The organism is Sodalinema gerasimenkoae IPPAS B-353, from assembly GCF_009846485.1.
Classification (GTDB): Bacteria; Cyanobacteriota; Cyanobacteriia; order Cyanobacteriales; family Geitlerinemataceae; genus Sodalinema; species Sodalinema gerasimenkoae.
Window position 1 is genome coordinate 3,506,832 of record NZ_ML776472.1, and the last position, 25,983, is coordinate 3,532,814.

General features: G+C 53.9%; 19 protein-coding genes. 13 read left to right on the forward strand and 6 right to left on the reverse strand.

Annotation, left to right across the window (positions count from 1 at the left end; translation table 11 throughout):
• Nucleotides 1-23: 23 nt before the first annotated feature.
• On the reverse strand, nt 24-815 hold the full coding sequence (locus L855_RS15255) for a C39 family peptidase (protein WP_159789426.1): 792 nt from the start codon (nt 813-815) through the stop codon (nt 24-26).
• Nucleotides 816-949: 134 nt separating this feature from the next.
• Here L855_RS15255 and L855_RS15260 point away from each other — a divergent pair, with 134 nt between their 5' ends.
• The 10 genes from L855_RS15260 to L855_RS15305 all read left to right on the forward strand — a co-directional run bounded on the left by L855_RS15260 (nt 950) and on the right by L855_RS15305 (nt 18,764).
• Nucleotides 950-2,146: an NAD(P)/FAD-dependent oxidoreductase gene (locus L855_RS15260; RefSeq protein ID WP_159789428.1), complete on the forward strand. Its 1,197-nt coding sequence runs from the start codon at nt 950-952 to the stop codon at nt 2,144-2,146.
• A 175-nt stretch (nt 2,147-2,321) separates the two neighbouring features.
• Complete coding sequence (locus tag L855_RS15265) at nt 2,322-5,231, forward strand: beta strand repeat-containing protein (protein WP_159789430.1); 2,910 nt, start codon at nt 2,322-2,324, stop codon at nt 5,229-5,231.
• 182 nt (nt 5,232-5,413) lie between these two features.
• Nucleotides 5,414-6,115 (forward strand): HAD-IA family hydrolase, encoded by a 702-nt coding sequence (locus L855_RS15270; RefSeq protein ID WP_246198896.1) that lies wholly within the window; start codon nt 5,414-5,416, stop codon nt 6,113-6,115.
• A gap of 21 nt (nt 6,116-6,136) precedes the next feature.
• Nucleotides 6,137-9,061, forward strand: coding sequence for a beta strand repeat-containing protein (locus tag L855_RS15275; protein WP_159789432.1), 2,925 nt, complete (start codon nt 6,137-6,139; stop codon nt 9,059-9,061).
• 51 nt (nt 9,062-9,112) lie between these two features.
• Nucleotides 9,113-11,665 carry a CHAT domain-containing protein gene (locus L855_RS15280; RefSeq protein ID WP_159789434.1) on the forward strand — a complete coding sequence of 851 codons (2,553 nt, stop codon included), beginning with the start codon at nt 9,113-9,115 and terminating at the stop codon, nt 11,663-11,665.
• 146 nt (nt 11,666-11,811) lie between these two features.
• A complete protein-coding gene (locus L855_RS15285; RefSeq protein WP_159789436.1) occupies nt 11,812-12,537 on the forward strand; it encodes a DUF928 domain-containing protein in 726 nt (241 codons plus the stop codon).
• Between the two features lie 153 nt (nt 12,538-12,690).
• Nucleotides 12,691-15,768, forward strand: coding sequence for a CHASE2 domain-containing protein (locus L855_RS15290; RefSeq protein WP_159789438.1), 3,078 nt, complete (start codon nt 12,691-12,693; stop codon nt 15,766-15,768).
• A 111-nt stretch (nt 15,769-15,879) separates the two neighbouring features.
• Nucleotides 15,880-17,601, forward strand: coding sequence for an N-acetylmuramoyl-L-alanine amidase (locus L855_RS15295; RefSeq protein WP_246198899.1), 1,722 nt, complete (start codon nt 15,880-15,882; stop codon nt 17,599-17,601).
• Nucleotides 17,602-17,854: 253 nt separating this feature from the next.
• Nucleotides 17,855-18,340: a tellurite resistance TerB family protein gene (locus L855_RS15300; protein ID WP_192925039.1), complete on the forward strand. Its 486-nt coding sequence runs from the start codon at nt 17,855-17,857 to the stop codon at nt 18,338-18,340.
• Between the two features lie 79 nt (nt 18,341-18,419).
• A complete protein-coding gene (locus L855_RS15305; RefSeq protein ID WP_159789442.1) occupies nt 18,420-18,764 on the forward strand; it encodes a rhodanese-like domain-containing protein in 345 nt (114 codons plus the stop codon).
• Between the two features lie 369 nt (nt 18,765-19,133).
• On the opposite strand, the gene L855_RS15310 is transcribed toward L855_RS15305, so the two are convergent.
• Together L855_RS15310 and L855_RS15315 are read right to left on the reverse strand one after the other, a co-directional pair.
• Nucleotides 19,134-19,843 (reverse strand): IS1 family transposase gene (locus L855_RS15310; RefSeq protein ID WP_219729836.1). Its coding sequence is split into 2 segments (ribosomal slippage): nt 19,134-19,546 and nt 19,546-19,843, totalling 711 coding nucleotides; the frame shifts between segments, so codons are not numbered across the junction.
• 111 nt (nt 19,844-19,954) lie between these two features.
• Entirely contained in the window at nt 19,955-20,416 is a 462-nt protein-coding gene (locus L855_RS15315) for a DUF4168 domain-containing protein (protein ID WP_159789444.1), read from the reverse strand.
• 201 nt (nt 20,417-20,617) lie between these two features.
• On the opposite strand from L855_RS15315, the gene L855_RS15320 reads away from it, so the two are divergent.
• Nucleotides 20,618-22,147, forward strand: coding sequence for a hypothetical protein (locus L855_RS15320; protein ID WP_159789446.1), 1,530 nt, complete (start codon nt 20,618-20,620; stop codon nt 22,145-22,147).
• Nucleotides 22,148-22,474: 327 nt separating this feature from the next.
• On the opposite strand, the gene holA is transcribed toward L855_RS15320, so the two are convergent.
• Nucleotides 22,475-23,452, reverse strand: a complete 978-nt coding sequence (gene holA, locus L855_RS15325; protein WP_159789448.1) for a DNA polymerase III subunit delta — start codon at nt 23,450-23,452, stop codon at nt 22,475-22,477.
• 137 nt (nt 23,453-23,589) lie between these two features.
• Between holA and L855_RS15330 the strand changes: the two genes are divergently transcribed.
• On the forward strand, nt 23,590-23,970 hold the full coding sequence (locus tag L855_RS15330; protein ID WP_159789450.1) for a hypothetical protein: 381 nt from the start codon (nt 23,590-23,592) through the stop codon (nt 23,968-23,970).
• On the opposite strand, the gene L855_RS15335 is transcribed toward L855_RS15330, so the two are convergent.
• A complete protein-coding gene (locus L855_RS15335) occupies nt 23,931-24,335 on the reverse strand; it encodes a thiol-disulfide oxidoreductase DCC family protein (protein ID WP_246198901.1) in 405 nt (134 codons plus the stop codon). The two genes, L855_RS15330 and L855_RS15335, sit on opposite strands and share 40 nt — an antisense overlap.
• 285 nt (nt 24,336-24,620) lie before the next feature.
• Between L855_RS15335 and L855_RS15340 the strand changes: the two genes are divergently transcribed.
• A complete protein-coding gene (locus tag L855_RS15340; RefSeq protein ID WP_159789452.1) occupies nt 24,621-25,592 on the forward strand; it encodes a carbohydrate kinase family protein in 972 nt (323 codons plus the stop codon).
• Between the two features lie 34 nt (nt 25,593-25,626).
• Here the strand turns inward: L855_RS15340 and L855_RS15345 are convergent, their stop codons facing one another.
• Entirely contained in the window at nt 25,627-25,956 is a 330-nt protein-coding gene (locus L855_RS15345; protein WP_159789455.1) for a DUF760 domain-containing protein, read from the reverse strand.
• Between the last annotated feature and the right edge of the window lie 27 nt (nt 25,957-25,983).

The window sequence follows — 25,983 nt, forward strand, 5'->3', positions numbered from 1 at the left end:
TAATCAGGGCAACGTCGAGATGGCTACTTCGAGATAAAGTGAACCCAAAAATCTCCATCCGGCTTACAAGTCTCGCGAATCATACGATAGGAATAGCGTTGATACTTTCCAGATAAGTCTGTGCGATACCCGGTTGAAAACCATTCCCCGTAGGGATCATGGACAAAGAACTGCTCTCGCTCCTCGTCATACCCCACAAACACCACAATATGACCATAGGAGGTGAAATAGCCATGGACAATCACCGGCTTCAAGTTAGCCAGCCAATCCTTGACCTCATCAAAGGTAGCATTCGTCCGGAACTCATCCTGACAGCCATAGTCCCTAACAATTTTAGCTAAATCATAGGGGCTATGACGACTTAAATTATTATTGAGGGCATAGCGGTAGAGTTCATCCTCGAACTGTCGGGCATTGGTGCGTTGGGGAATGCCAAAATACTTCAAGCACATGGCCACCGCCGTCACATTACAGGAGCCGGTGGGATTCTCAAAGTTGTCCAACTGAGATAGATAGGGACAATCGAGTTGAATGATGCGGGGGCGAGGCTTGGGATAGAGGCGAGACATCCCGGCTTCTGCGGGGGCTTGGCCCAAAATCTCCACATGCTCCCCGAAGGCGTACCAAGTATCGAGGCCCGCCAAAGCATTATCCTTAAACGTCACCCGCAGATGATTCCGTTCCTGAGCGAAGGTATCCACGGAAAACTCCCGATCGCGGTTTACCGAGACCTTCTCGCGATCCGGTAACTCCTTAGACTCGATCGGACGCTGCTTAAACACCGTATTCGTGAGGGTACGCAGAACGAGAGACATGGCAGCTACCTCAACACATGAAGACCAATTAGGAACAGCCGCGACCCCGCCAATTCTAGAAATGGGGAGAAGTTAGCTAAGCTATTAGGGAAGGTATCACGTTCTGACCCCCCCTCGCTAGATCCAAGCTAATCATGACCGACGGTTCCAATCGCATTTGTATTCTCGGCGGCGGCTTTGGTGGACTCTACACCGCCCTCAAACTGGCTCAATTCCCCTGGGAAAGCTCCACTCAACCCGAGATTACCCTCGTTGATCGCAGCGATCGCTTTGTCTTCGCCCCCCTTCTCTACGAACTGGTCACCGACGAACTACAAAGCTGGGAAATCGCCCCTCCCTTCGTTGAACTCCTCGCCAATACCCCGATTCAATTTCGTCAAGCCGACGTCGAAGACATTAACCCAGACTCCCAACAGGTGTCCCTTGTCGGCGGCGACTGCCTCGACTACGATCGCCTCGTCCTGGCCCTAGGCGGCGAAACCCCCCTCCATGATGTTCCCGGCGTTGCTGACCATGCTATCCCCTTTCGCACCGTTAGCGATGCCTACCGCGTCCGGCAACGGCTGCAAAACCTAGAAGCCAGCAATTCCGACAAAATCCGGGTGGCGATCGTTGGCGGCGGCTATAGCGGCGTAGAAATTGCCTGTAAACTGGCCGATCGCCTGGGCAATCGAGGTCGCATCCGCATCATCGAACGTAACGACACCATCCTGCGCCATTCCCCCGAATTTAATCGCAATGCCGGCAAACGGGCCCTGAGCGATCGCGGCGTCTGGACAGACCTAGAAACTGATGTTGTCTCCGTCGGCGAGGACAGTATTTCCCTACGCTACCGAGGGCAAATCGACGAAATTCCCGTTGACATCGTCCTCTGGACCGTGGGGACCCAAGTCGCCCCCGTCGTTGAGCGGCTGCCCGTTCCCCGGGGCGATCGCGGCAAAATCCAGGTCAACGCCCACCTGCAAGTCATCGATCGCCCCAACATCTTCGCCCTGGGTGACCTCGCCGACGTTCATGATGCCGACGGACAAAGTATTCCCGCCACCGCCCAAGCCGCCTTCCAACAAGCCGACTACACCGCCTGGAACATCTGGGCCTCCCTCAGCCACCGTCCCCTGCTGCCCTTCCGCTATCAAGACCTGGGCGAAATGATGACCCTGGGCATCGACAACGCCACCCTTTCGGGCCTAGGACTCAGTTTAGACGGTCCCCTGGCCCATATTGCCCGCCGCCTCATTTACCTCTACCGCCTACCCACCCTAGACCACCAAGTTAAAGTGGGCTTCAACTGGATGATAGAACCCTTGCGGGCCTTCCTAACTCCGCAGTAGAGTCTTAAAGGACGTGCTGACATGATATTGGGGGGCAAGACGTTGGGACAGCCCCATGAAACCCGGCCACTTCCCCTGGCCACTTCCTAGTGAGGAATCCCACAGATCCCGAGTCATCGTTTTGGCCGTCTCAGAGTTCCGGAGCCATCATTCACTCAAGAGCAGGTCAAACATCATGAAGCAGCTCGTTGGTTGGACTATTCCCTCCACCCTAAACCTCACGTCCTCAGCGGTTCTGCTAACTCTTATCCTGGCCACAGCCGACGCCCCCGGTCTGGCCCAAATCATCCCAGATACGACATTACCCGAGAACTCCCGTGTCACCAGCGAAGGCAGCCAACTGACCATTGAGGGGGGGACCCGTGCCGGAACCAACCTCTTCCATAGCTTTGATCATTTTGACCTTCCCGCCAATTGGGAAGCCCAATTCAATAACCCCGCCGCCGTTGAGCGCATCATCACCCGCATCACCGGCAACCAACCCTCACAGATTGATGGTCTACTCCGGGCCAACCATCAGGCCAGTCTCATTTTCCTCAATCCCAATGGCATCGAGTTTGGCGAAACCGCTCAACTGCAACTCGGCGGTTCCTTCATCGCCAGCACTGCTGAGGGTCTCCTCTTTGACGATGGCAGTCAATACAACGCCGTCTCCCCTTCCCTCGATGCTCCCCTATTGACCGTGAGTGTCCCGGTTGGCCTGCAATTTGGCAACAATCCCGCCCCCATTCGGAATCAATCCCTCGCCGCCAGTTCCCTGATCTCCAGCCTCGATGTCACCCTAACGCTTCCCAACGCTCCTGGCCTAACCGTTGCCCCCGGCCAAGTCTTGGGCCTGTTTGGCGGAGACATTCACCTAGAGGGAGGCAACCTCAGTAGCTTTGGCGGACAAATTATCCTCGGCAGTTTTGGCGAGAATAGTCAGATTACCTGGCAACTGCAACCCGATACTTTAGCCCTCAACCGTGATTCAGCCGTTGCAGGGGGAACTCTGGCACTCTCCCAAGGTGCAACCATTAGCAGTAGTGGCCTAGGCGGCGGCGCCATTGACCTCTATGGCGATCGCATCCAACTTGAAGAAGGCGCCAGTCTGCGGGCCGATACCTTTGGCCCCATCAACGGCCAAGGCATGACCATCACCGCCCAAGATGTTCAGATGAGAGATCGCGCCTTTATCTCCAGTTCCAGTTTTGGTTCCGGGGCCGGTGGTGATATCGACATTAGGAGCGATCGCATCGAGATCCAAGGAACCCAACCCGGTATGGTGTTGGCACAACTGATCAACGAAACCTTTAACCCCACCCAACTCCAAGATGGACTCTATGCACTGAGTCTAGGAACTGGGCGGGGAGGGACGATTCGCCTTAACAGTAGAGAGATTGCACTGACTCAAGGTGCTGTCATCGTGACCAGTACCCTAAACCAGGGCGCTGGGGGCAATATCCAGGTTGACGGCCAGCATTTGCGTCTGAACGATGGTGCGATTCTATTGACCGGAACCGCCCGAGCCGGTCGAGCTGGAGATATTCGCCTCAATCTCGACCAGTTACAAGTTAACAACGGCGGTTTCATTGGCACTGCCTCCAACGCCAGCGGAACGGCTGACAGTGGTGATCTTGACATTACCGCTGATCGCATCATCCTAGAGAGGACTCCGGCTGGGCTAATTGTCCCTGGAGGACTCTTTACTACCACCCTAGGTCAAGGGAATGCCGGAGATCTCTCCATCCAAACTCGACAGTTAGAAGTCCGTCAGGGAATGCAGATCTCGGCTTCCTCCAGCAGTGCCGGAAAAGGGGGGAATCTACGGATTGATGCCAACGAATCCATCGTTTTAGCCGATAGCAGTGACGATAATGTTTGGCTCAGCGGCATTTTTACAACCTCCTCCTTAGTCCGACCGTCCGGACAACAAGGAACCGCTGGTGCGGGCACTCTAGAAATTAACACCCAACGCCTCATTCTCAATAATGGTGCCCGGATTTCTGCGGCGACAGGAGGGGAAGGGGCCGCCGGACGTTTAACCATTCGCGCCAGTGAGTCTATTGAGTTAACCGGAGATATCCCGTCAGCTCTTGGCTTTCGCAGACCCAGCGCCCTATTTGCTGAGTCTCTAGGATCTGGAGAGGCGGGCAGTCTCGAAGTCATTACCCCCTTGCTGCAAGTGCGGGATAGGGCAGAGATTGCAGTGCGTGGTCGAGGAACTGGGGCGGCTGGCAATTTAGAAGTCACGGCCGATCGCATTGAGGTCTTCAACCAATCAGAGATTGGCGCGTCAACGGTGGACGGCGCGGGAGGAAATTTGCATCTGAACTTCCGGGAGTTACATCTGAGGGACGGAGGATTGCTGTCGGTGAGTTCCCAGGGTCAAGGGAATGCCGGAGACGTGGAACTGCAAGGGCAGTACGTTAACCTGAATGGGGGACGGATTGCAGCCACCAGTATCTTAGGACAGGGGGGCAACCTCAACCTGAATTTAGAGAATGCGGCCATTTTACGGGGGGGGAGTAGCCTCTCAACCCGGGCCGGAACGGCCGCCACCGCTGGCGGCGATGGGGGGAATATAAACCTGCAACTTGGGGCGATCGCCCTCCTCGATGGTAGTAGTATCGATGCCAATGCCTTTCAGGGGGCTGGAGGGAATATCCAAATCGCTACCCAGGGACTCTTCTTGGGGGGCAACAGCCAAATTACCGCCAGCTCCGAGTTTGGCGTCGATGGAACCGTCAGCATCCAAACCCCCGACACCGAAGCGGGGGCAGGGTTAGTGGAGTTAACCGAGCGTCCTATCGACCCCGCCAGTCAAATTGCCTCGGGTTGTGCGGCCAGTGATGATAATAGTTTTCTGGTCACCGGTCGAGGAGGACTCCCCGAGCAGCCTAGTGAGAGCTTGCGAGATACCCATAGCAGTTGGGGCGATCATCGCGATTGGCGATCGCGACAGACGACCTCGCCATCAGAGGTGACGCAGCAGCCCGAATCGGGGTCTAATCTAGTAGAAGCCACAACCTGGGTCTATCACCTTGATGGAACCATGGCCTTGGTCGCCCCTCGCGCGATAGAGTTGGGCCAAGGCTGTCCCTAGATGACCCAGTTTCCCCTCGCCCCTATCCTCTCGATCGCCCAATCGGATTGACCTCTACCACCTACCCACCCTAGACCACCAAGTTAAAGTGGTCTTCAACTGGATGATAGAACCCTTGCGGGCCTTCCTCACTCCGCAGTAAAGTCTAAAGGCTGTACTGACGTGATATTGGGAGGTTACAATTGGGAAAACCCCATGAGACCCGGCAACTGCCCCTGGCCCTATCCCCGCAGGAACATGACAAACCCCGAGTCATTTTTCTCGATGCCGTTGGCACAATCTTTGGCGTTCGTGGCAGTGTCGGCGAAGTCTATCGCGACTTTACCCGACAACAGGCCGGCATTGAACTCGATGCTGAAGCCACCAACGATGCCTTTTACGAGGCCTTCAACGCCGCACCCCCAGCGGAATTTTCTGACATTGCCCCCCAACACCTGTTCCAACAGGAATTTGACTGGTGGTTAGCCATCGCCGAGGACACCTTTGGCCGTCTCGGAGTCCTAGACCAATTCCCCGATTTCCAAAACTTCTTCGGCCATCTGTTCGCCCACTTCGCCACCGCCGAACCTTGGACCCTCTATCCTGATGTCCGGCCCGCCCTAACCTATTGGCAACAACAGGGAGTGGAACTGGGCATCGTCTCCAACTTTGACTCACGACTCTACACCGTTCTCGACTCCCTCGACCTAGCGCGATTCTTTACCTCCGTGACGGTCTCCACCCGAGTTGGAGCTGCCAAACCCAACCCCCAGGTCTGGCACTGTGCCTTAGCCGCTCATGACTGTTCCCCAGAAGCCGCCTGGCATATTGGTGACAGTTACCGAGAAGACGTAGAAGGAGCGATCGCCGCCGGGTTGCGGGGAATTTGGTTAAATCGTCCCTAACAGATTACCCACAGAGGTTAAATGAGAGACCCCTCCCCTGGGAACCCACATTGCCATTGTCCCCAGAAGCTGGCCATCCCCCTCCTCGCTGTCTGGCTCCTCACCCTGGGGACCAACACAACCCAGGGACAAGTCATCCCTGACAGCAGCCTCCCGGAAAACTCCCGCGTCCTCCAGGACGAGAGCCGATTCACCCTTGAAGGGGGAACCCTCGCTGGCGAGAACCTCTTTCATAGCTTTGAAAGCTTTAGCCTACCCGCAGGTTGGCAAGCCCACTTTAACAATCCCGCTGTCGTCGAACGGATTATCACCCGCGTCACCGGTGAGAACCTCTCCCAAATTGACGGCCTGCTCTCCGCCAACCATCAAGCCAGTCTAATTTTCCTCAATCCCAATGGCATCAGGTTCGGCGAAACCGCCCAACTGCAACTCGGTGGCTCCTTTATTGCCAGCACCGCCGACCATCTCATCTTTGCCGATGGCAGCCACTATCACGCCCGCGCTCCCCAAGGCGCCGACCCTCTGTTAACCGTCAGCGTCCCCATTGGCCTGCAATTTGGCAACAATCCCGCCCCCATCGCTAATCAATCCCGAGCCGCCAGTGGTCTGATTCCCAACCTCGATGGCCCTCTGCCCCTACCCGATCGTCCCGGACTCACCGTGGCTCCAGGCGAAACCCTCGGCTTGTTTGCCGGGGAGTTACAACTTTCTGGGGGGAATCTTAGTAGCTTTGGCGGTCAAATCCTCCTGGGGACGTTTGGCAACCAAAGTACCCTCACCTGGACTCCCTCCAGCCAGGGCAACCCCGTGGGTACACGGCTCAACTACGACCAAGCCACAGCCGGGGGACCGCTGCATCTGTCCCAGGGTGCCACCGTCAGCAGCAGTGGCTTAGGGGGCGGGGCCATTGACCTCTATGGCGATCGCATCCAACTTGAAGAAGGCGCTAGTTTGCGGGCCGATACCCTTGGCCCCATCGATGGCCAAGGCATTACCATTCGTGGCCAAGATATCCAGATGAGCGATCGCGCCTTCATCTCCAGTTCCAGTTTTGGTTCCGGGGCCGGTGGTGATATTACCCTCAGCGGCGATCGCATCGAGATCCGAGGCACAGAACCGGGGCTAATTCTCGCCCAACTCCTCAACGAAACCTTCAACCCCAGCCAACTCCAAGATGGCATCTATGCCCTCAGTTTCGGAACCGGTCCCGGCGGCTCTGTCAGCCTCAGCGGTGGACAGATTGACATGAGCCAGGGTGCAGTCGTTCTAACCACCACTCTCAATCAGGGGTCAGGGGGCAATATCCAAGTCAACGGGTCGGAGTTTCGTCTAGCCGATAGCTCCCTTCTCCTGAGTGGAACCACAGCCGCCGGCCGAGCCGGGGATATTCGCCTGACTCTTGACCAGCTCCGGATTGAGAATGGCGGCATTGTTAGCACCGCCTCCAGTGCCACCGGAACCGCCGATAGCGGGAATCTTGAAGTCATCGCCGATCGCATCACCATGGAGAGAACCCCAGCAGGAGCCATTCTCCCAGGGGGACTGTTTACCTCCACCCTAGGACGAGGCAACGCCGGTAATATCTCGATTGAAACCCGAGTGTTGGAGGCCCGAGGCGGAATGCAAATTTCAGCCGCCTCCAGTAGTGCCGGAGAGGGGGGAAACCTGCGGATTCGTGCCACCGACTCCATTAACTTGAGCCAAACCAGTGATGATCGAGTTTGGCTCAGCGGTATTTTTACCACCTCTTCCTTACTCGAATTCGCCGGACAACGGGGAACCGCCGGGGCTGGCTCCCTAGAGATTGAAACCCAACGGTTAAGCCTCAGCGACGGTTCGCGGGTCTCGGCTGCCACCGCAGGGGAAGGAGCCGCTGGTAGTTTAACCATTCAAGCCAGTGAGTCCGTCGAAGTTTCGGGCGAGATTGTCTCGGCGTTGGGCCGACGGGAACCCAGCGCCCTCTTTGCGGAATCACGGGGAGCGGGGGAAGCGGGAAATCTTCGTATCATCACCCCCCTGTTGCGAGTTGTAAATGGGGGAGAAATTGCCGTACGAGGCCTGGGAACGGGAGCCGCCGGGAACTTAGAGATCCGGGCCGATCGCATTGAGATTTTCAATAACGCTGAAATTGGCGCGTCAACGGTGGATGGAGCGGGGGGAAATCTGCGCCTGGACTTCCGGGACTTGCAGTTGGGAAATCAAGCTCAACTCTCGGTGAGTTCTCAGGGCCTGGGAAATGCCGGCGATATGGAACTGCAAGGACAACAGTTAACCTTGACGGGGGGGCAAATTGCGGCCACGAGTATCTTAGGGCAGGGGGGCAACCTCAATCTGAATCTGGAGAATGTGGCGATTTTACAGGGAGGGAGTACCCTGTCGACTCGGGCCGGGACAGCAGCCACCGCTGGCGGCGATGGGGGCAATATGAGTCTGCAACTCGGGGCGATCGCCCTCCTCGATGGTAGTAGTATTGATGCTAATGCCTTTCAGGGGGCTGGCGGGAATATCCAAATCGCTACCCAGGGACTCTTCTTGGGGGGCAACAGCCAAATTACCGCCAGCTCCGAGTTTGGGATCGATGGAACCGTCAGCATCCAAACCCCCGACACCGAAGCGGGGGCAGGGTTAGTGGAGTTAACCGAGCGTCCTATCGACCCCGCCAGTCAAATTGCCTCGGGTTGTGCGGCCAGTGATGATAATAGTTTTCTGGTCACCGGTCGAGGAGGACTCCCCGAGCAGCCTAGTGAGAGCTTGCGAGATACCCATAGCAGTTGGGGCGATCATCGCGATTGGCGATCGCTACAGACGACCTCGCCATCAGAGGTGACGCAGCAGCCTGAATCGGGGTCTAATTTAGCAGAAGCTACAACCTGGGTGTATCGCCTCGATGGAACTGTGGCCTTGATCGCCCCTCGCTCGGTTAATCTGAATCAGGACTGTCTCTAAATAGCCCGGTTTCTCCTCCTCCCTATTCTCAACTATCGCCTTAAACTCATCATGATCCGTTTTAGGTTTCCCCGTCCCTGGGTGGGTTGGGTTCTGAGTCTTTACCTCCTGCTGGGCTTTACCTTGGCTCTGGGCCTGTCTCAGGGAAGAGTCCAGGCCAGTGCCACTCCCCCAATGGCGATCGCCCAACTGTCCCCTCAGGCCCAGGAAGAGCAAGGGCGATCGCTCCTCAATGGCGGCCAATTTCAGGCAGCGGTGGAGCAGTTCGCCACGGCGGCCGCTGGCTTTGCCCGTCAGGGCGATCGCCTCTCAGAAGCTGGAAGCCTCACCTATCAAGCCCTGGCCCTCTATGAACTGGGACAGGTGTTACCCGCACAAACCCTCATCGACCAAGCCTTAGAGCGTCTCCCCGTTGGGAGCGCGAACGGAGGGGCTGTTGAGGCCCAAGCTCGCATCGCTCAGGGGCGGATTCAACTAGCCCGAGGCGATGCTCAGGGGGCCCTAGAAACCTGGGAACGGGCCGCCGAACTCTATCGCCATCTGGGCGATCGCCTGGGGGAACTCGGCGCTCTCAACAATGAGGCGATCGCCCTGCAAAGTTTAGGCCTCTACCGACGCTCACAGCAGCAACTCGAACGGGTCACCCGCCAACTCGATGACCTACATCATCCCTCCTTACAAGTGTCCGCCCTGACTGACTTAGCCGTTGCCCAGCAGGTGGTGGGGAATCTACGGGACTCCCAACAGGTGTTACACCGAGCCATCGATCTCGCCCAACAGGAGGGATACCCTCAACAAAGTTTAATGTTTCGGGCCTTGGCCAATAGTCATCGCGCCCTGGGGGAGATTGACGAGGCCCTTGACGCTTATGAGCAAGCCATCACCCGAGCCACCACCCCCCTAGAACAGATTACCGCCAGCTTAGAACAGGCCAGTTTGCAACGCCAGGCGGGTTCCCCGGACGCCGCCCGCGATCGCCTAGAGAGTATCCAGAGCCAACTGAACGCCCTCCCCGCCAGTCGTCCGGGAGTTTATGCCCGGGTCAACTTCGCCGAAACCGCGTCCTACCTGTTGTCCGCCGCTGAACGTCGTTCCTTAGCGGATATCTTGGCCACCGCCATTAATCAAGCCCGAGACTTAGACGATCAGCGAGCCGAAGCCTTGGCCATAGGACAATTGGCGCGGTTGTACCAGCAGCAAGGACAATCCCGTGAGGCGATCGCCCTAACCCAACAAGCCCTTGAAATTGCCCGGCCCTTGGGGAACAGCACCGATATCATCGCCCGTTGGCAAGGACAACTCGGCGCGTTATATGACCAACAGGGGCAACGAGAGTTAGCCATCCTTGCCTATAGCAATGCCGTGGCCGCCCTCGATGAACTCGGGCAAGACTTAGTGGCCATTAACCCAGAAGTTCGTTTGTCCTTTCAAGAAACCGTCGAACCCATCTATCGCGCTCTTGTCAGTTTATTGTTGCAGGGCGATCCCACTCAAGCCCAATTGAGGCAAGCCAGCGAAACCATTGAGGCCCTGCAAGTGGCGGAACTAGAAAACTTTTTCCGCGAAGCCTGTTTAGAGGCTCGTCCAATGCAACTCGAAGCCATCGACGCCAAAGCAGCGGCCCTCTATCCGATTATCTTGAGCGATCGCCTAGAGGTGATTTTCAGCTTACCCGGGGAACCCCTACGCCATTACAGCACCCCTCTCGGGGAGGGCGAGTTACGCCAAACCCTCAACCGTTTTCGTCAATCCTTGAGTTTGTCCTTTTCCCGCAGCGAACAACTGCAACTGTATCAACAACTCTATGACTGGTTAATTCGCCCCGCCGCCGCCGACTTGCGACGGGCCCAAACCGAAACCTTAGTCTTTGTTCTCGATGGGCAATTACGCAGCCTGCCTATGGCCGTGTTACATGACGGCGAGCATTATCTCATCGAAGACTATAGCTTGGCGATCGCCCCGGGCCTGCAACTCCTGGAACCCCAACCCTTAGACAATAGCCGCCTGCAAGCGGTGATCGCAGGGTTGAGTGAGGCTCGTGGCGGCTTCACGGCGTTACCTGGGGTCGAAACAGAACTCAGCCGGATTCGCGGCACCATTAACGCCGATGTGCGCCTTAATGAATCCTTCACCGTAGAAGCCACTCGTAATGCCCTACGTCGTGCCGATAGTCCTGTTCTCCACCTTGCCACCCATGGTCAATTTAGTTCCAACGCTGAAGATACCTTTATTCTCACCTGGGATGGCCAGCTCAATGTCAACGAATTAGGACAACTCCTACAGCGTCGGGACGAACAGCGCTTCGGGGCCTTAGAACTCCTGGTCTTGAGCGCCTGTCAAACCGCCATGGGCGATGACCGCGCCCTCTTAGGCCTAGCCGGCCTCGCCGTCCGTAGTGGGGCCCGCTCCACCATCGCCACCCTCTGGGCCGTCCGCGACGAGGCCACCGCCGACCTCATGGCGGAGTTCTACCAGCAACTGGCCCAGCCGGGAATGAGCAAAGCCAAAGCCTTACAACAAGCCCAGTTGTTCTTATTGAACCAATCTGAGTATCAACGTCCTTTCTTTTGGGCCCCTTTTATCTTGGTGGGCAATTGGTTATAAGGAAATTCTTGCTCAAGTTTAGCAAATTTCATCGCATCTTTAAGAAGCCTTCACACGTTAGCCGCAAGTTTGCCAAATCCCTCGGTTAATATGTTAGTGAGGAAGTGTACCGACAACAACCTTGATTCAATCCCGAGGCCCAATTTATGAAGTCTATTTCACAGTTATCCCGTTATCTGCTGGCCACCCTATCCCTAACAACGGTCTTCGGTGTTGCTGCGCCTTCAGTGTTAGGGGTGAGCTTCAGTACCCCTGAGGGAGTCGCCGGAACCCCTCGCACTCGCACCAGCGGTGGGGCAAGCCGTACGAACGGTCAATGTTTAGTGGGTCAGGAAGACGTAGCCGCCGTGCGTCCAATTCTGCCCAACTTTGAGCGAGTCTTAACCGTATCCGAACATCCCTCGTTCTTTGTTTACGTTCCCGAAACCACCGTTGAAACCGGCTCCTTTAGTCTCCAGGATAGTTCCGGTGATCTACATTACCGAACCCATGTAGACTTACCTGAACAGGGTGGAATCGTCCAGATTACGCTGCCAGCGGATTATCCTGAAATTGCCCTAGGGGAGGATTATTCTTGGTACTTTGAAGTGCATTGTGTCTCGGAATTCGATCCGAACAATCCCACCATCGAGGGAACTGTCTACCGTTTACCCCTTGAAGAGTCCCTGGCCGAAGCCCTGGCTAACGCTGACACGGCCTTAGACATCGCTCAGGTGTATGGAGAATTTGGCATTTGGTATGACGCTCTCGGAACCCTAGCCACGGCGTATCAGGGAGAACCGGAGAATCACATCATCACCGAAAACTGGAATCAACTTTTAACCTCTGTGGGTTTGGAGGAGTTAACCCAACAGTCATTAAACGTTGACTAGCTCGCCAGTCAGCTTGATTCGTCAGGGATTGAAAACAACGAATCTAGGAACACAGGGAGTCCTAATTTCCGTCAGGAACCCCTGTGTTCTCAACTGTTACCATAGGCATCAGGAGGATGGCACAGTAAACAAAACGCTTATCTGAAATCATCTATGGGATCTCGATACGCCAAACTGAAGCGACGGCGACTTCGGGTTAAGCTGTGGCGGTGGCGATTTATCCTGATGACCCCTGCTCTGGTTGGTGCCCTGTTTGTTTTAGGGCAGATCTGGGGTCTGTTTCGCCCTTGGGAATGGACAGCTCGGGATCAACTGTTTCGTTTGCGTCCCCAGGAACCCCTGGATTCTCGATTAGTCATTGTTGCCATTGACGAGGCCGATATTGTAGAAATCGGACAATGGCCCATGCCCGATACGGTATTGGGTGAGGTGTTGCGGCGGATTGATGAGGCTGACCCAGCGGCCATTGGTTTAGATTTATATCGAGATTTACCCGTTGAACCGGGCCATGAGGAACTCGTTGAGATCTTTGAAACCACGCCCAATCTGTTTGGAGTGGAAAAGTTAATTGGTAACCCCGTGGCCCCACCTCCCGCGTTAAAAGCAGTAGGACGGGTGGGGATTTCCGATGTTCTGCCTGATGCCGATGGGAAGATTCGTCGCGCTATCCTTTCGGCGGAGGATGAGGAGGGGAACTCTCGTTTGGGCTTGGGAGTGGTCTTGGCGTTGCATTACCTCGGACAACAGGACATTGACCTGGACATGGTAGATGAGCAACGAATGCATCTACAACTCGGTCAGGCTCGCTTTGTCCCCATTACCCTAGAGGTTGGGGATTATTTTGAGGATGAGATTGGTGGCTACCAAATTCCTCTGAATTATTACAGTCAGACTTTTAAAACCGTCAGACTCCAGGATGTCCTCAGAGGCACCGTTCCTCCCGAACAATTCCGCGATCGCATCGTCCTGATTGGCCCCCTCGCCCCAAGCCTCAACGACTTTTTCTATACTCCCTATAGCAGTAACCTCACCCAAGACCCCCCACAAATGTCTGGGGTAGAGGTTCACGCCAACATTGTCAGTCAAATTCTCTCGGCAGCTCTCGACGGTCGTCCCCTGTTGCGTCTGTGGCATCGTCACGCCATTTTCGGCTGGATTTTTCTCTGGTCAGGGTTGGGGGCCTTGAGTACCGGTAAACTTCTGTTTTGGGCGCGATCGCGGGGCCATAACCTGGGACTGTTGGCCTCAGCCATCACCATCACCGCCGGAGTGGGGAGCCTTAGTGTCATCACCTATCTCAGCTTTCTCCAGGGCTGGCTCTCCCCCCTAGTGCTTCCCAGCCTAGCCCTGTCCACCACATCCATTGTCATCGTCAATAGTCACAACCTACGGGAACTGCGGCGGGCTAACCAAAAACTCAAACGCTCCTCAGTTCATCTAGCCCGTCGCGTTGAGGAACGAACCGCAGAACTGAGAACTGCCCTCGCCGCCGCCGAAGCCGCTACGGTGGCAAAAGGAGAATTTCTCGCCAACATGAGCCATGAAATCCGCACCCCCATGAATGGGGTGATTGGCATGACGGATTTACTCCTGGTCACTCAACTCACCCCAGAACAAGAGGATTTTCTAAAAACCATCCGTAGCAGTGGCGAAAGTCTCCTGGCGATTGTCAATGACATTCTCGATTTCTCCAAACTTGAAGCCGGCCGGATGGAACTCGAGTCGATTCCCTTCCATCTCAAAAGCTGTATGACCGATGTCACCCGCTTACTTTATGCCAAAGCCCAGAGTAAGGGCTTAGAACTGCGGGTTGAGGTGGATGAGGCAATTCCCGCCCATATTGAGGGAGATCCGACCCGGTTACGACAAATTTTTATCAACTTAGCCGGGAATGCCATCAAATTCACCGCCCAGGGTTCCGTGACGCTGCGGGCCAGCTATGCCAATCGTCCCCAGCCGCCAACATTCCCCTCAGAAGAAGTCCCAGACAAAGCCTCAGAGACCATTTGGCTACGCTTTACCGTTCAAGATACGGGCATTGGTATTGCCCCAGAACATCAACATAAACTGTTTCAATCCTTTTCTCAGGTGGATGCCTCCACCACCCGCCAATATGGAGGAACAGGTTTGGGCTTAGCCATCTGTAAACAGCTAACCCAGTTAATGGGGGGAGAGATTGGCGTTGAGAGTCAATGGGGTCAAGGGTCAACGTTCTGGTTTACCACTCGCGTCAAAGTCACCAACGAGGTCGCCGACGAGGTCGCCAACGAGGTCGCCAACAAGGTCGAAGTGGTAACAGATACCGAGATCAAGAGTCCCTTGATGACTGTCCAGGAGAGCCGACCGGTCTTGGCCGAAGTGCCGCCTTCCCCGCACCCGGTAAAAATTTTGGTGGTGGAAGATACCCCCGTCAATCAAAAAGTCGTTCGTAATCAACTCAAGCTGATTGGCTATCTAAATGTAGTGTGTGTGGATCATGGCCAGATGGCTCTCGATCGCCTGACTGAGGAGTTGTTTGATGTGATCCTGATGGACTGCCAGATGCCCGTTCTCGATGGCTATGACACGACCCGTTGCATCCGCGAACAGTATGGCGATCGCCCCCCCATTATTGCCATGACCGCCCATGCCTTAGACGGGGAACGGGAGAAATGTCTCGCCGCCGGGATGGATGATTACATCACCAAGCCGGTGAACCGGGAATGTCTCGCGCAAATCTTGGAACGTTGGCTCCCGGACTTGCCAGCCGACACCGCCACCCCCGAGGACTCCTCGACCACTCCTGTCTCCCCATCCGAAGACCTCTCCGTCCCCGTTTCAGAACCAGAGCTGGATCTGGTTGACCTGGGACAATTGGCGATGATTACTGGAGGAGATCTCGAGTTTCAGCAGGAACTCCTCGAAACCTTTTCTGAAGATGCCATCGCATCTATCGAAGCCATGAAACGGGCCCTAGACAGTCAGGATTGGGATAAGCTCTATCGCCTGGCCCACAAACTCAAAGGAGCCAGTAGTAGTGCTGCGATTCTGCGGGTTCCTGAGTTAGCCGGACAAGTAGAGTCCCACACTAAACTCTACTACGGGGGGAATTCCAATCACGCTGCGATCGCCAATGGTGCAGTCCCGGTGGCTCAGGTAGAGGCTGATCTACCGAAACTGCATGATCTAGTGGAGACGATGGAGTCGACGCTAAAACGGCTGCGGTCTAAAGTAGAACAAAATGCGCTTTGAGCTGTTGTTGCAGCCCCCTCGATAATGTCCTTATTTCTCAAGCCAGTCCCGCTACGCTGCCCTCGTTTTGTCTCGGGGCTAGTCCTTGCGTTATCCGCGTTTATTCTGGTTATGATTGCTAGTTCAGCTCAGGCTGGGTCTTCTCTCCATCTGTCATATCCCCCAGACAATCATGAAACCCTCGCCGATCGCATCTTTGTCATCGGCACGGCGAACCCCAATCAGACGGTGTTGATCAATGGCGATTCTATTAACCGCTCTCAGTCCGGACATTTCGCCCCTAGTGTTCCCCTAGAGATTGGCGAGAATGTTATCGAGGTGCAGGTGGGCGATCGCCAGGTGCAACGCCGTGTGATTCGTCTCTCGGGTGCTCCCGATTTCCCCGAAGACGGGTTCGGTTTTGCGGAAGGTTCCCTCGAACCCGCTGTGGATATCACGCGCCAGGCGGGAGAATTGGTCTGTTTTAGTGCCTTGGCCCCCGCCGCCGATTTTAGCGGCTCCGTCACGGTTGGAGGACGTCAGATTCCCTTGCTTCCCGATGGGAATGGCAGTGAGTTACCTGGAAATGCGGCGGTGCTGACAGGGGAAAATCAGCCTCAAACTGCCATGGCTACCCGCTATGAAGGCTGTCATCGGTTTGAAGAAACGGGTCTTTTAGGACAGCCCGTTTTTGAACTGCGTCAGGGCGATCGCCGCCTGAGAGACACGGCTTCAGGAACCGTCGAGATTGTCCCGGCCCATATCAGTCCTCTCCCCGTAGCACGGATTATTAGTCCCGAAGCCGTCTCACGAACAGGTCCGGGAACCAGCTATTCTCGTCTGACGCCCATTCCTGAAGGAGTACAAGCGGCGGTGACTGGTGCCCAAGGGGATTGGCTACGCCTAGATTATGGAGTTTGGGTGAATCGAGGAGAAGTGGAGGTAGAGGATGCAGGACAGCCTCCCCGAGCTGTGATTCGCAGTATTAGTAGTCGCCAACAGGGCGATCGCACTGAGATTCACTTTCCCCTGAATCGTCGTGTTCCTCCTCAAGTTCAACAAGAGGGGGGACAGTTCCGCCTCACCCTCCACAACACCACCGCCCAAACGGATTTAATTGCTTTCAGGGGCAATCCCGCCATTCGTAGCATGACCTGGCAACAGTTAGAGGGCGATCGGGTTCAATATACCTTTGAGATGACCTCACCCCAGCAGTGGGGGTATGATCTGCGCTATGACAACACCACTCTAGTGCTGACGCTGCGACATCCCCCGCGCATCAACCCACGTCAACCCCTGAGTGGGACGACCATTTTCATTGATCCCGGCCATGGTGGCCCTGAGGATTTAGGGGCCACTAGCCCCACGGGGATACGAGAAAAAGAACCCGCCCTCACGGTGAGTTTACTCTTGCGAGATGAGTTGGAACGGCGGGGAGCGAGAGTCGTTCTCGCCCGGGAAACGGATATTGATGTGGGCTTGCGGGAACGGATGGATATGATTCAGAAAGCCGAACCCACCCTAGCCTTAAGTATCCATTACAATGCCTTACCCGACAGTGGCGATGCGGAAAATACCGCCGGGATTGGTACATTTTGGTATCACCCCCAGGCTGAGGATTTGGCGGTGTTTCTCTACGAACACCTAGTGACAGACCTCAATCGCCCCGAATATGGCATATTTTGGGCTAACTTCGCCCTAACTCGTCCTCAAATTGCCCCATCTGTTCTCTTGGAGTTAGGATTTATGATTAATCCATACGAGTATGAATGGATTATGGACGAACAAGAACAGCAACGCCTGGCCGTCTCCCTAGCCCAAGGGATTGAAGCATGGCTAGCCCGACAACCCTAAAGTTTTTTTACTGCCCAGGGGGGGGAACGGCGATCGCGTGTTACCGTCGTGGTGGTAGGCCCCAAATAGCCTAGTGCCGTTTAGAGGCAAGAGGCATGACCCACCCCTAGCCCCTCCCAGGAGGGGATGGCAAAAGGTAAAAGGGAGATTTTTCCCTATTCCCCGTTCCCCGTTCCCTTCTTTTTCCCTACTGCCTACTGCCTACTGCCTACTGCCTTCTTCTTCCCTACTGCTTTCTTCATTCCCTACTCCTATGCCAATTCAACCTCCAGCACCCCCACCCATTTCTCCTCGCCAGATGAACTTGCTGCGGATTGTCGCTGCCATGGCCTGGGCCGATGGAGAACTGGCTCAGAAAGAAGTTGAGGTGATGCTCACCCGCTTTAGTGAACTCTTTGCCAAAGGCCCTGAGCAACGGGAGAAGTTGCGGGAAGATTTGCAGGCCTATTGTATTCAAAATATTCCCCTAGAAGACTTAGTTCCGAAACTTAAAACCGATGAAGAACGGGAGTTAGTGTTGCGGTTGGGGTACGAAGTGATTGCTTCAAGCTCGCGGACACCCGATGAGCCTAAAATCAACGAAGAAGAGGCCACCGCTTATCAAAAATTGCGGAGCTTGTTAGGGCTGCCTGAGGCAAAAGTTAAGGAGATTGAAGCGGAAGAATTTTCCTTTGAATCTGATGATCTGTCTCTAGTGGAAAGCTTGGGCGAATCGTTGCAGAAGTTTTTTGACGCCTAATTCATACACCAAATTGCATCATCCCTTAGAGCTGATAACCCGCGTAAACGATTTGCATAAAAACTGATTGAGGCAGGGTATGGTTGAGTCCGTGAAATCCATTGACGTCAATGAGTTAGTGCAGCGTCTAGCCTCCGAAACGCAGCCCCTACAGTTGATTGACGTACGAGAACCCGAGGAGGTCGCGATCGCCGCCCTAGAGGGGTTCGAGAATCTGCCCCTGAGTCAATCTCAGGCATGGATTCCTAAAATTTTAGAGCGTTTCGATCCTGATGTGGAAACCTACGTATTATGTCACCATGGAATCCGCTCTGCCTATACTTGTCAATGGTTAGAGTCGCAGGGATTTAAACGGGTCTTTAATATCGCTGGGGGGATTGACTCCTATTCAGTTACTATTGATCGCTCTATTCCTCGTTATTGAAGAAGGCAATAGGCAAAAGAAGGCAGTAGGGAAGAAGAAGGGAACGGGAAACACTTCGACAGGCTCAGTGCGGTGCAGGGAATAGGGAAAAACCTCCCTCTTGCAATCCCCTCCTGGGAGGGGCAGGGGTGGGTTATGCCTCTTGCCTCTTGCCTCTTGCCTCTTGCCTCTTGCCTCTTGCCTTCTTACCCCTGGTTTTGGTCCTATTCAGACCAACTTTTGCTATATCAAGGGACCGTCCAAGTTGAGAGGGAAATTAGGTGCTTGAGTCCTGTATTTCCCTCTCAACTGACAGCCCTTAGAGTTGGCCAACGGCTAAGCCGAGGATATCATCCGGGGTGAAGTTAACAACTCCATTAAAGGGTAGTACTAAAGAGGTAATGATGCGTTGTAGTGGTGAATAAAATTCCACAGGAGGCTGATGTGATTACGTAAACTTTTAGAGAAGGCTAAGCTGCGTCGGACAAAGCGTGAAACCCTTTGCCTGAGGGTATTGTTAAACCGTTCAATGTAACTGGTCTTGCCACTCGACTTACTGACGACCCGGTGTCGTTTGCTCGGCAGCACCTGCCGGTAAGCCTCCCAAGCGTCAGTGTAGATCACAGCACATTGCCGATAGACTGTGGGTAGGGAATCCCAGAGGTTTTGCGCACTCTCGGCAGCGCGAGAACCGACATAAGCGCCGATCATCTCACGGGTCTCGGCATCGAGAGCTAACCAGACCCATTGTTTGTTGCCCTTGTGATCCACAAACGACCAAAGTTCATCACATTGCACCGTCATCGGCCCTTTTTTTTTGGACTGACAGCGACTTGCCTGTGTGTCTGGGCGGCTTTACAGTTGACATAGTCTTGCAGCCATTGCTCAGACACCTGAACCGCCCGGGCAATTCCAGCCATCGGGATGCGTTCTAGCAAGAGCCGGTCAATGAGTTCGCGAGTCGGGGTGTCGATGACCTTATTGGTTGGGTTTTTGACAAACTGACGACCACAGTTACGGCATAGATACCGTTGCTTGCCCGTGTGGATGTGGCCATTTTTGACGGTTCGCTTAGAATTGCAATCAGGGCAGTGAGGCATGGGGGTTGTTCTGTCGCTTCATGATCATCCTAACAAATCCATCATTACCTCTCTAGTACTACCAGTTTCTTAATTATGACTTCAGAATTGACCGGATTCAGGCTATTCAGCCTAGCCTTGCTGTTGCAGTTGTAATTCAGTTAACTGTTGCATAACTTGAGTTTCCAGGAGGGGATCTTCGTCGAGGCGATCGCGAATCTGATTAAACTCGTCAACCGTTAAGTTTTGCGCTTCGATTATCTCGGCCACGCGATCGCAGTAAGCCACAATTTCTCGCCGCAGAGTTCGTGAAAAGCCGCGAATCGTCTCCGGTTGATTGCAACGAACCTTAGCCAAGGCAGCTTGTTCAGTGTCAGGGATATTCTCCTGGAGAACTGGGTAGGTGGTTTGCCGTTGTTGCTCGATTTGCCAAAGTGCCGTCGTATAGTTGTTTAGCCAGGGTTGGGGGCTATTTTCTCCCTCGGCGACGGGAGCGTTTTCGTTCGAGGCATTTCCCCCACAGCCACTGAGTAAAAGCAGGGAGATGGTTGCAGCGGTAGCTAGTGGTTTGGACAGAACTCGCAGATGTAACATCACTCTCAGCACTCTCATTTCGGGGTAGGTTTAAGCCATAACGTCCCCCTGGACGCCTTAGCCAGTATAGCGCCCAATGGATGGCCAACAAACGTTCATGGATTGGGTTTTAAGGTTTGTAACCGAATTTAAAACCATGTGGCAATATGCGATAAACCCGGTATACTTTGAGTAGCTTACATCTATAATCCCAATCCAGCTATGTCCAGTCTGTTGGCCCAAGCTCAAGCCGGCGACGAACGGGCGATCGCAGCCATCCTTAATTCTGTCTTCAAAGACGACGTGATTAAGATGGATGTCTCGAAATCAGGAACCTGTCTGCGGGTTGTTGTTTTAATCGATGAATCTGGCGATCGCCGCTGGATTTTACCCCGTCTGCACCGAATTCTTCGTAAACTCGACCTAGAATCACTCCAAGTTGTCCGCGTCATCGCCATTCGTCCCGGAGCGTCAGATCCCCTCTGGAAACACCAGTTATCATTGGAACCATCTCACACGGGTAACGGCACATCGGCTATAAACGCCAAAAAAATTTCACTCCAACAATCTGAGGCGGCCCCAAACCCCAATCAACCAGCACTCTCTTCAACTGTTGCTGTCTCTGAGTCCAAATCCAACCCAGACAAACCCGTTCCCAAACTCTTTAAACCTCGCTACACCTCGTTTTTTAAAGCATTATTCCTCACTTTAATTGGTTTTCCGCTTACCTTCATTAGTGTAATCGGTGTCAGCTCTTTAATTATTGGTTACTTCATAACCTGGGTGGATGGCGGTTTGGCGATCGCCCTGGTCTTTGTCTTGGTAGGATTATTTTTAATTAGCTTCTGTAGTCTATTTTTGGCTTTGTTTTACCACGCATTTTGGTTTTACTGGCGTCAACCTAAACCTCGAAAACATGCGCTTTTAAAGCCCAATCGTTTAAGCGTGACAGAAGGATATAAGGGAACTCTAATCATGGGAATGACGACCTTTATTTTATTATCCTTAATTCCCTTGCTGAGTCTTGGTATTTGTTCGGATTTTATCAATATAGATAGCAACATCAATACAGATATTTATTTCTGCACAGGTGAATTATCTGGACGGTTTCTTGCTGCAAAAATAGTAGGGTTTTACCAACTTTTTGAGGGTTCAGGGACATTAACTTATTCTTCAAGAGGCTATGTGGTCAGAGACCATGAATCTCTCATCTATTATTGGAGTTTCTGGAGTTTAATCTGGTTTTTAATTGCGACTTACATTTATCACGTCCAAGACCTTTGGTTAAATCGATTCAAACCGCAACTTAAAGCCTTAGTTGACCATCAAAAAATGGCTCAACCCTTAACCTCGATCGCCACTCATACATCCAAAGCCTTACCGGTAATTGTAGTCCTATTAAGCTGCGGGTTATTGGGGCTTTCAGGCAGCCTCCTATTTGCTCATCGAGATGCCTTACAAGCCACATTTTTCAACCCAGAACCTACGACTGATTCAGAGATTGAAGTCTCATCTATTATGCCAAGTTATCCCTTCCGGGATGCGGTTAACCAGGCTATTAAAGCCTCAAACTTAACCCAAACGGCACAAACCGCTGAAGAGTGGCAAGAGGTCGTTGATGGTTGGAACGCGGCTATAACTGGAATGGAGAATGTTCCAGAGAGTCATGAACAGAGTGATTTGGCCCGTCAGAAGGCGTTGGAGTATCGTCAAAATCTCAACTACGCCCAGGAACAATTGGCAGTGCAATGATATCGCAAAAATTGGTCTGAATAGGACAAAAAAACTTGGGAAAAGAAGGCAAGAGGCAGAACCCACCCCGCCCTCCAGGCACCCCTCCCAGGAGGGGATGGCAAGGCGAACAGCCAGGAGAGGGCGAACAGCACCTTGACTACCGCTCGCTGAACACCGTTCGCCCCTACATCCATCCCCTCTTGGGAGGGGTTAAGGGTGGGTTCTCCCTGTTCCCTGTTCCCTGTTCCCTGTTCCCTGTTCCCTGTTCCCTGTTCCCTGTTCCCTGTTCCCTGTTCCCTGTTCCCTTCTTTTGCCTTTTGCCTTTTACCTTTTGCCTTTTCTCGCCTATCTCCGACAAACACCGCACAACTCTATCACCCTCATTTGCAAAGTGGCGATCGCATCCCCACCACTCTTTAACTGAGTCTCCAAAGCTAATAAAATCGGTAACGTTTGCTGTAACTGTCCCAGAGAAATGCGACTCACCTCTTGACGGAGAAAGTAAATGCGTTTTGGGTTGCCCACCTCCGCTGCCTGGGCGATCGCCTTCTCATCCCGTTCTCGTAACTCTATCATCAACTTCACCCAAAGCCAGGTGCGAAATTGCCCAATCAACGTCGCCGAAATGACAATAGGAACATCATTACGGGCAATTAAATCATGAACCAAGCCCAAGGCCCCCGCCGTATCTCCCTGAAGAATCGTTTTCGCCAGTTGTAAACTCGTTTGCGTGGTGGTGGTGACCAGTTCCTCAACGGCGTTTACCCCTACCTGTTCGTCTCCCACAAACAGTTTCAGCTTCTCGAGTTCCGTAAATAGCTGGCGAGTATTATTTCCCACCGCTTCCGCCAACCGTTCCGCCGCCACTGGCGTAATTGAAACCTCCAGACTCCGGGCAACCTCGCGAACTCGGCGAATCAGGAGTTCCGTTTTCCAGGGAGGAATTGAGGAAAATTCCTGAAACTCAGCCAGCTTTTTGAAAAGTTTAGTGGATTTCAGCCGCTGATCCGGTTTTTTGCGACTGGTGAGGAGTAACACCGAACTCTCTGGGAGTTGGGGAAGAGTACGTTCAAGGTTTTTCTGGAGATCTTGGGAACATTGTTGCAAAATCGGGCTGTCCACTAACCAGACAAAGCGTTGTCCACCGCCAAAGGGAGGAGTCATCGCCTGATTTAACCCTTCAATTGTGGCATCCGGGGTATCAGCGGGGATTTTGTCGAAGTTAAAAGACCCCCAAGCCGGATCGAGACTGCGATCGCGTAACGTCTGTACCGCGCGATCGCAGGCAAACTCATCCTCTCCCCAATAGACATAAATCGCCATGATGCAAAAAATGGACAACGCCAACTCGTAATCTTGGCCAGAACCGATAAAATATAGTCTGCACCCTAGTCGGCACGGATACATCAAAACTGCCTCGAAACTGGGCTTCGGCCACCTCAACAGGATTAAACGTCAATATGATCGATTTTACCCATATCGCCGAACTCTCTCGTCTCCACTGTCTCGGCATTTGCGCCTTTCTCGTCCCTGCAAACCTCCTAACCACCCTTACCACGTTGGGAGTCGTTGCGACCCGTAAACCCCTATCCATAAGGCTCCTATCAGCCGCTATGGCGATGATTTTTGCCGTAACGATGATTCTTCATGTTTGGACCTGGTTTGCGGTGGGTGTGGTACAAGCCCCCACGTTCATCTTACTGAGTCTCGCCAGTCTCTGTTTGGGCCTCAACCTGTTTGCCCTCTGTGTTCCCCATAGCGTTGTCCTAGCCTATCGCTGGTTCCGACGAGCCTGGAGTCGCTATTCAGCCGCGTCAGCCTTAAAATCTGGAGGATATTGAGACACATAGGTACTATCCCGGCGGCCGAACCAATCATAGCGATTATCCCGCACTTGCTCATACACCCCGTCACCTAAATTCTTCAGGCCCGGTAAGTTGCGATACGCCGAAACAAACACCTCCCCAGCCGGAAGTCGTCGCCCAATCTCCTCAGCCGCCGCCGTTCCCTGCCAACGTTCCTGAGGATTGTCGGGGTTCAGCAAAATCATACCCAACTCGCAGCCCTGGGGCGTAATCTCAAATTGGGACAACACCCGTTCCTCCTGCATCGGCACATACCGAAAGCGATCGCCCTTGTCCAAAGATTCCAGAAGTTTCACTAAGGTGACACAAAGATTGCAATTGCCGTCAAAAATAATCAACACGATGAATAGTAGATGATAGTGGATAGAGGGTGACCACGGTTCGGCTATCGCTCACCGACCACAGCTCGGCTATCGCTCGCTGACCGCAAGGGTAAGAGGGTGACCACGGTTCGGCTATCGCTCACCGACCACAGCTCGGCTATCGCTCGCTGACCGCAAGGGTACGCCCCTACGTCTTTTCTAGCTATCGCTCACCGACCACAGCTCGGCTATCGCTCGCTGACCGCAAGGGTACGCCCCTACGTCTTTTCTCTTGCCTCTTGCCTCTTGCCTTCTTAACCCATTATGACTTCAAACGTTTTGTGTCTGGGAGAAATCCTTTTTGACTGCCTAGCCGATCAAGTGGGCAAACCCTATGATGAGGTTGACTCTTGGACTCCCTATCCCGGAGGTGCGCCAGCGAACGTGGCTTGTGGATTAGTGAAGTTGGGAACCCCGGCGGGATTTATTGGCTGTGTCGGGAACGATGAACCGGGGGATAAGTTAGTTCAGGTTTTAAACGATGTGGGAGTTGAGATAACGGGGATACAGCGACATCCCGAGGCCCCCACCCGACAGGTGTATGTGGTGCGAAGCGAGGAGGGCGATCGCGAATTTGCAGGGTTTGGAGGGTTCGACAGTGCCGACTTTGCCGACACTCGCCTTGATGCGGGACAAATTCCTGAATCCTTGTTTGTGGAAGCGGAGTATTTGGTAATGGGGACTCTGGAACTAGCCTATCCCCAGTCACAGCAAGCGATCGCCCGCTGTCGAGAATTGGCCCAACAGCATGGAGTGCAAGTCTTAATCGATGTGAACTGGCGGCCGGTGTTTTGGCAGGATGTTGAGTCAGCAAAGGCGATGATTCGCAAGGCGATCACCGATGCCGATTTACTAAAACTCTCGGAAGAAGAAGCGGATTTTCTTTTTAACACCCAGGTGGTGACAGAAGTCGTCACACAATTGCCAGGGGTGAGTAAGCTGATGATCACGCGGGGCGATCGCGGCTGTAGTTACTGTTTTGGCGATGTGGTGGGGAACATCGAGGCGTTTCCCGTGACGGTGCAAGACACCACGGGAGCAGGAGACGGCTTTGTTGCCGGATTTCTGCATCAACTACAAAAACATGGTGTTGATGCCCTCCATGACCCTGAAAACGCTCGCACTGTGATGATTTACGCCAGTGCAGTGGGGGCATTAACTGCCACAAAGCCAGGGGCGATCGCCGCCCAGCCCAACGCCGATGAGGTGCGAGAGTTTCTACGCCAACAGGCTTAACGCGCCTCTCGGGTTGGCCGATGGCGAGTCAGGCCTACTGGTGACCATCTTGGTCATCATCGGTGTGTACCGCTTGCAGGGAGCGGTCAAACGCCATCCGCTGATGGGCACTGTTCAGGAAATACCCATTCATCATCGCAGAAACGAGGAGTTTGCTGAGATTTTCCCGAGAGGTGGTGACGGCGACATCGAAGCCTTCGGGGGGCAGCGTTCCTAACATTCCGGCGATCGAGCGTTCCATCACCTGGGCTACTTCCGGATTCGGCTGGGAGAGTTTGGCGATCGCCTCAGGGGAGAGGGACTGCACATAATCCCAGAGGGGGTTATCGGTTTTCTCGCGTCCAGTGTGAGGTAAAGAGTTCATAGTTGTTTTTTTGTCGCTGCGGCTATC

Bases quoted from the DNA above. Each gene is read 5' to 3' on its own strand.
- L855_RS15255 (WP_159789426.1), bottom strand. From the start codon at position 815: ATGTCTCTCGTTCTGCGTACCCTCACGAATACGGTGTTTAAGCAGCGT.
- L855_RS15260 (WP_159789428.1), top strand. From the start codon at position 950: ATGACCGACGGTTCCAATCGCATTTGTATTCTCGGCGGCGGCTTTGGT.
- L855_RS15265 (WP_159789430.1), top strand. From the start codon at position 2,322: ATGAAGCAGCTCGTTGGTTGGACTATTCCCTCCACCCTAAACCTCACG.
- L855_RS15275 (WP_159789432.1), top strand. From the start codon at position 6,137: ATGAGAGACCCCTCCCCTGGGAACCCACATTGCCATTGTCCCCAGAAG.
- L855_RS15280 (WP_159789434.1), top strand. From the start codon at position 9,113: ATGATCCGTTTTAGGTTTCCCCGTCCCTGGGTGGGTTGGGTTCTGAGT.
- L855_RS15285 (WP_159789436.1), top strand. From the start codon at position 11,812: ATGAAGTCTATTTCACAGTTATCCCGTTATCTGCTGGCCACCCTATCC.
- L855_RS15290 (WP_159789438.1), top strand. From the start codon at position 12,691: ATGGGATCTCGATACGCCAAACTGAAGCGACGGCGACTTCGGGTTAAG.
- L855_RS15295 (WP_246198899.1), top strand. From the start codon at position 15,880: ATGATTGCTAGTTCAGCTCAGGCTGGGTCTTCTCTCCATCTGTCATAT.
- L855_RS15300 (WP_192925039.1), top strand. From the start codon at position 17,855: ATGCCAATTCAACCTCCAGCACCCCCACCCATTTCTCCTCGCCAGATG.
- L855_RS15305 (WP_159789442.1), top strand. From the start codon at position 18,420: ATGGTTGAGTCCGTGAAATCCATTGACGTCAATGAGTTAGTGCAGCGT.
- L855_RS15315 (WP_159789444.1), bottom strand. From the start codon at position 20,416: ATGTTACATCTGCGAGTTCTGTCCAAACCACTAGCTACCGCTGCAACC.
- L855_RS15320 (WP_159789446.1), top strand. From the start codon at position 20,618: ATGTCCAGTCTGTTGGCCCAAGCTCAAGCCGGCGACGAACGGGCGATC.
- holA (WP_159789448.1), bottom strand. From the start codon at position 23,452: ATGGCGATTTATGTCTATTGGGGAGAGGATGAGTTTGCCTGCGATCGC.
- L855_RS15330 (WP_159789450.1), top strand. From the start codon at position 23,590: ATGATCGATTTTACCCATATCGCCGAACTCTCTCGTCTCCACTGTCTC.
- L855_RS15340 (WP_159789452.1), top strand. From the start codon at position 24,621: ATGACTTCAAACGTTTTGTGTCTGGGAGAAATCCTTTTTGACTGCCTA.
- L855_RS15345 (WP_159789455.1), bottom strand. From the start codon at position 25,956: ATGAACTCTTTACCTCACACTGGACGCGAGAAAACCGATAACCCCCTC.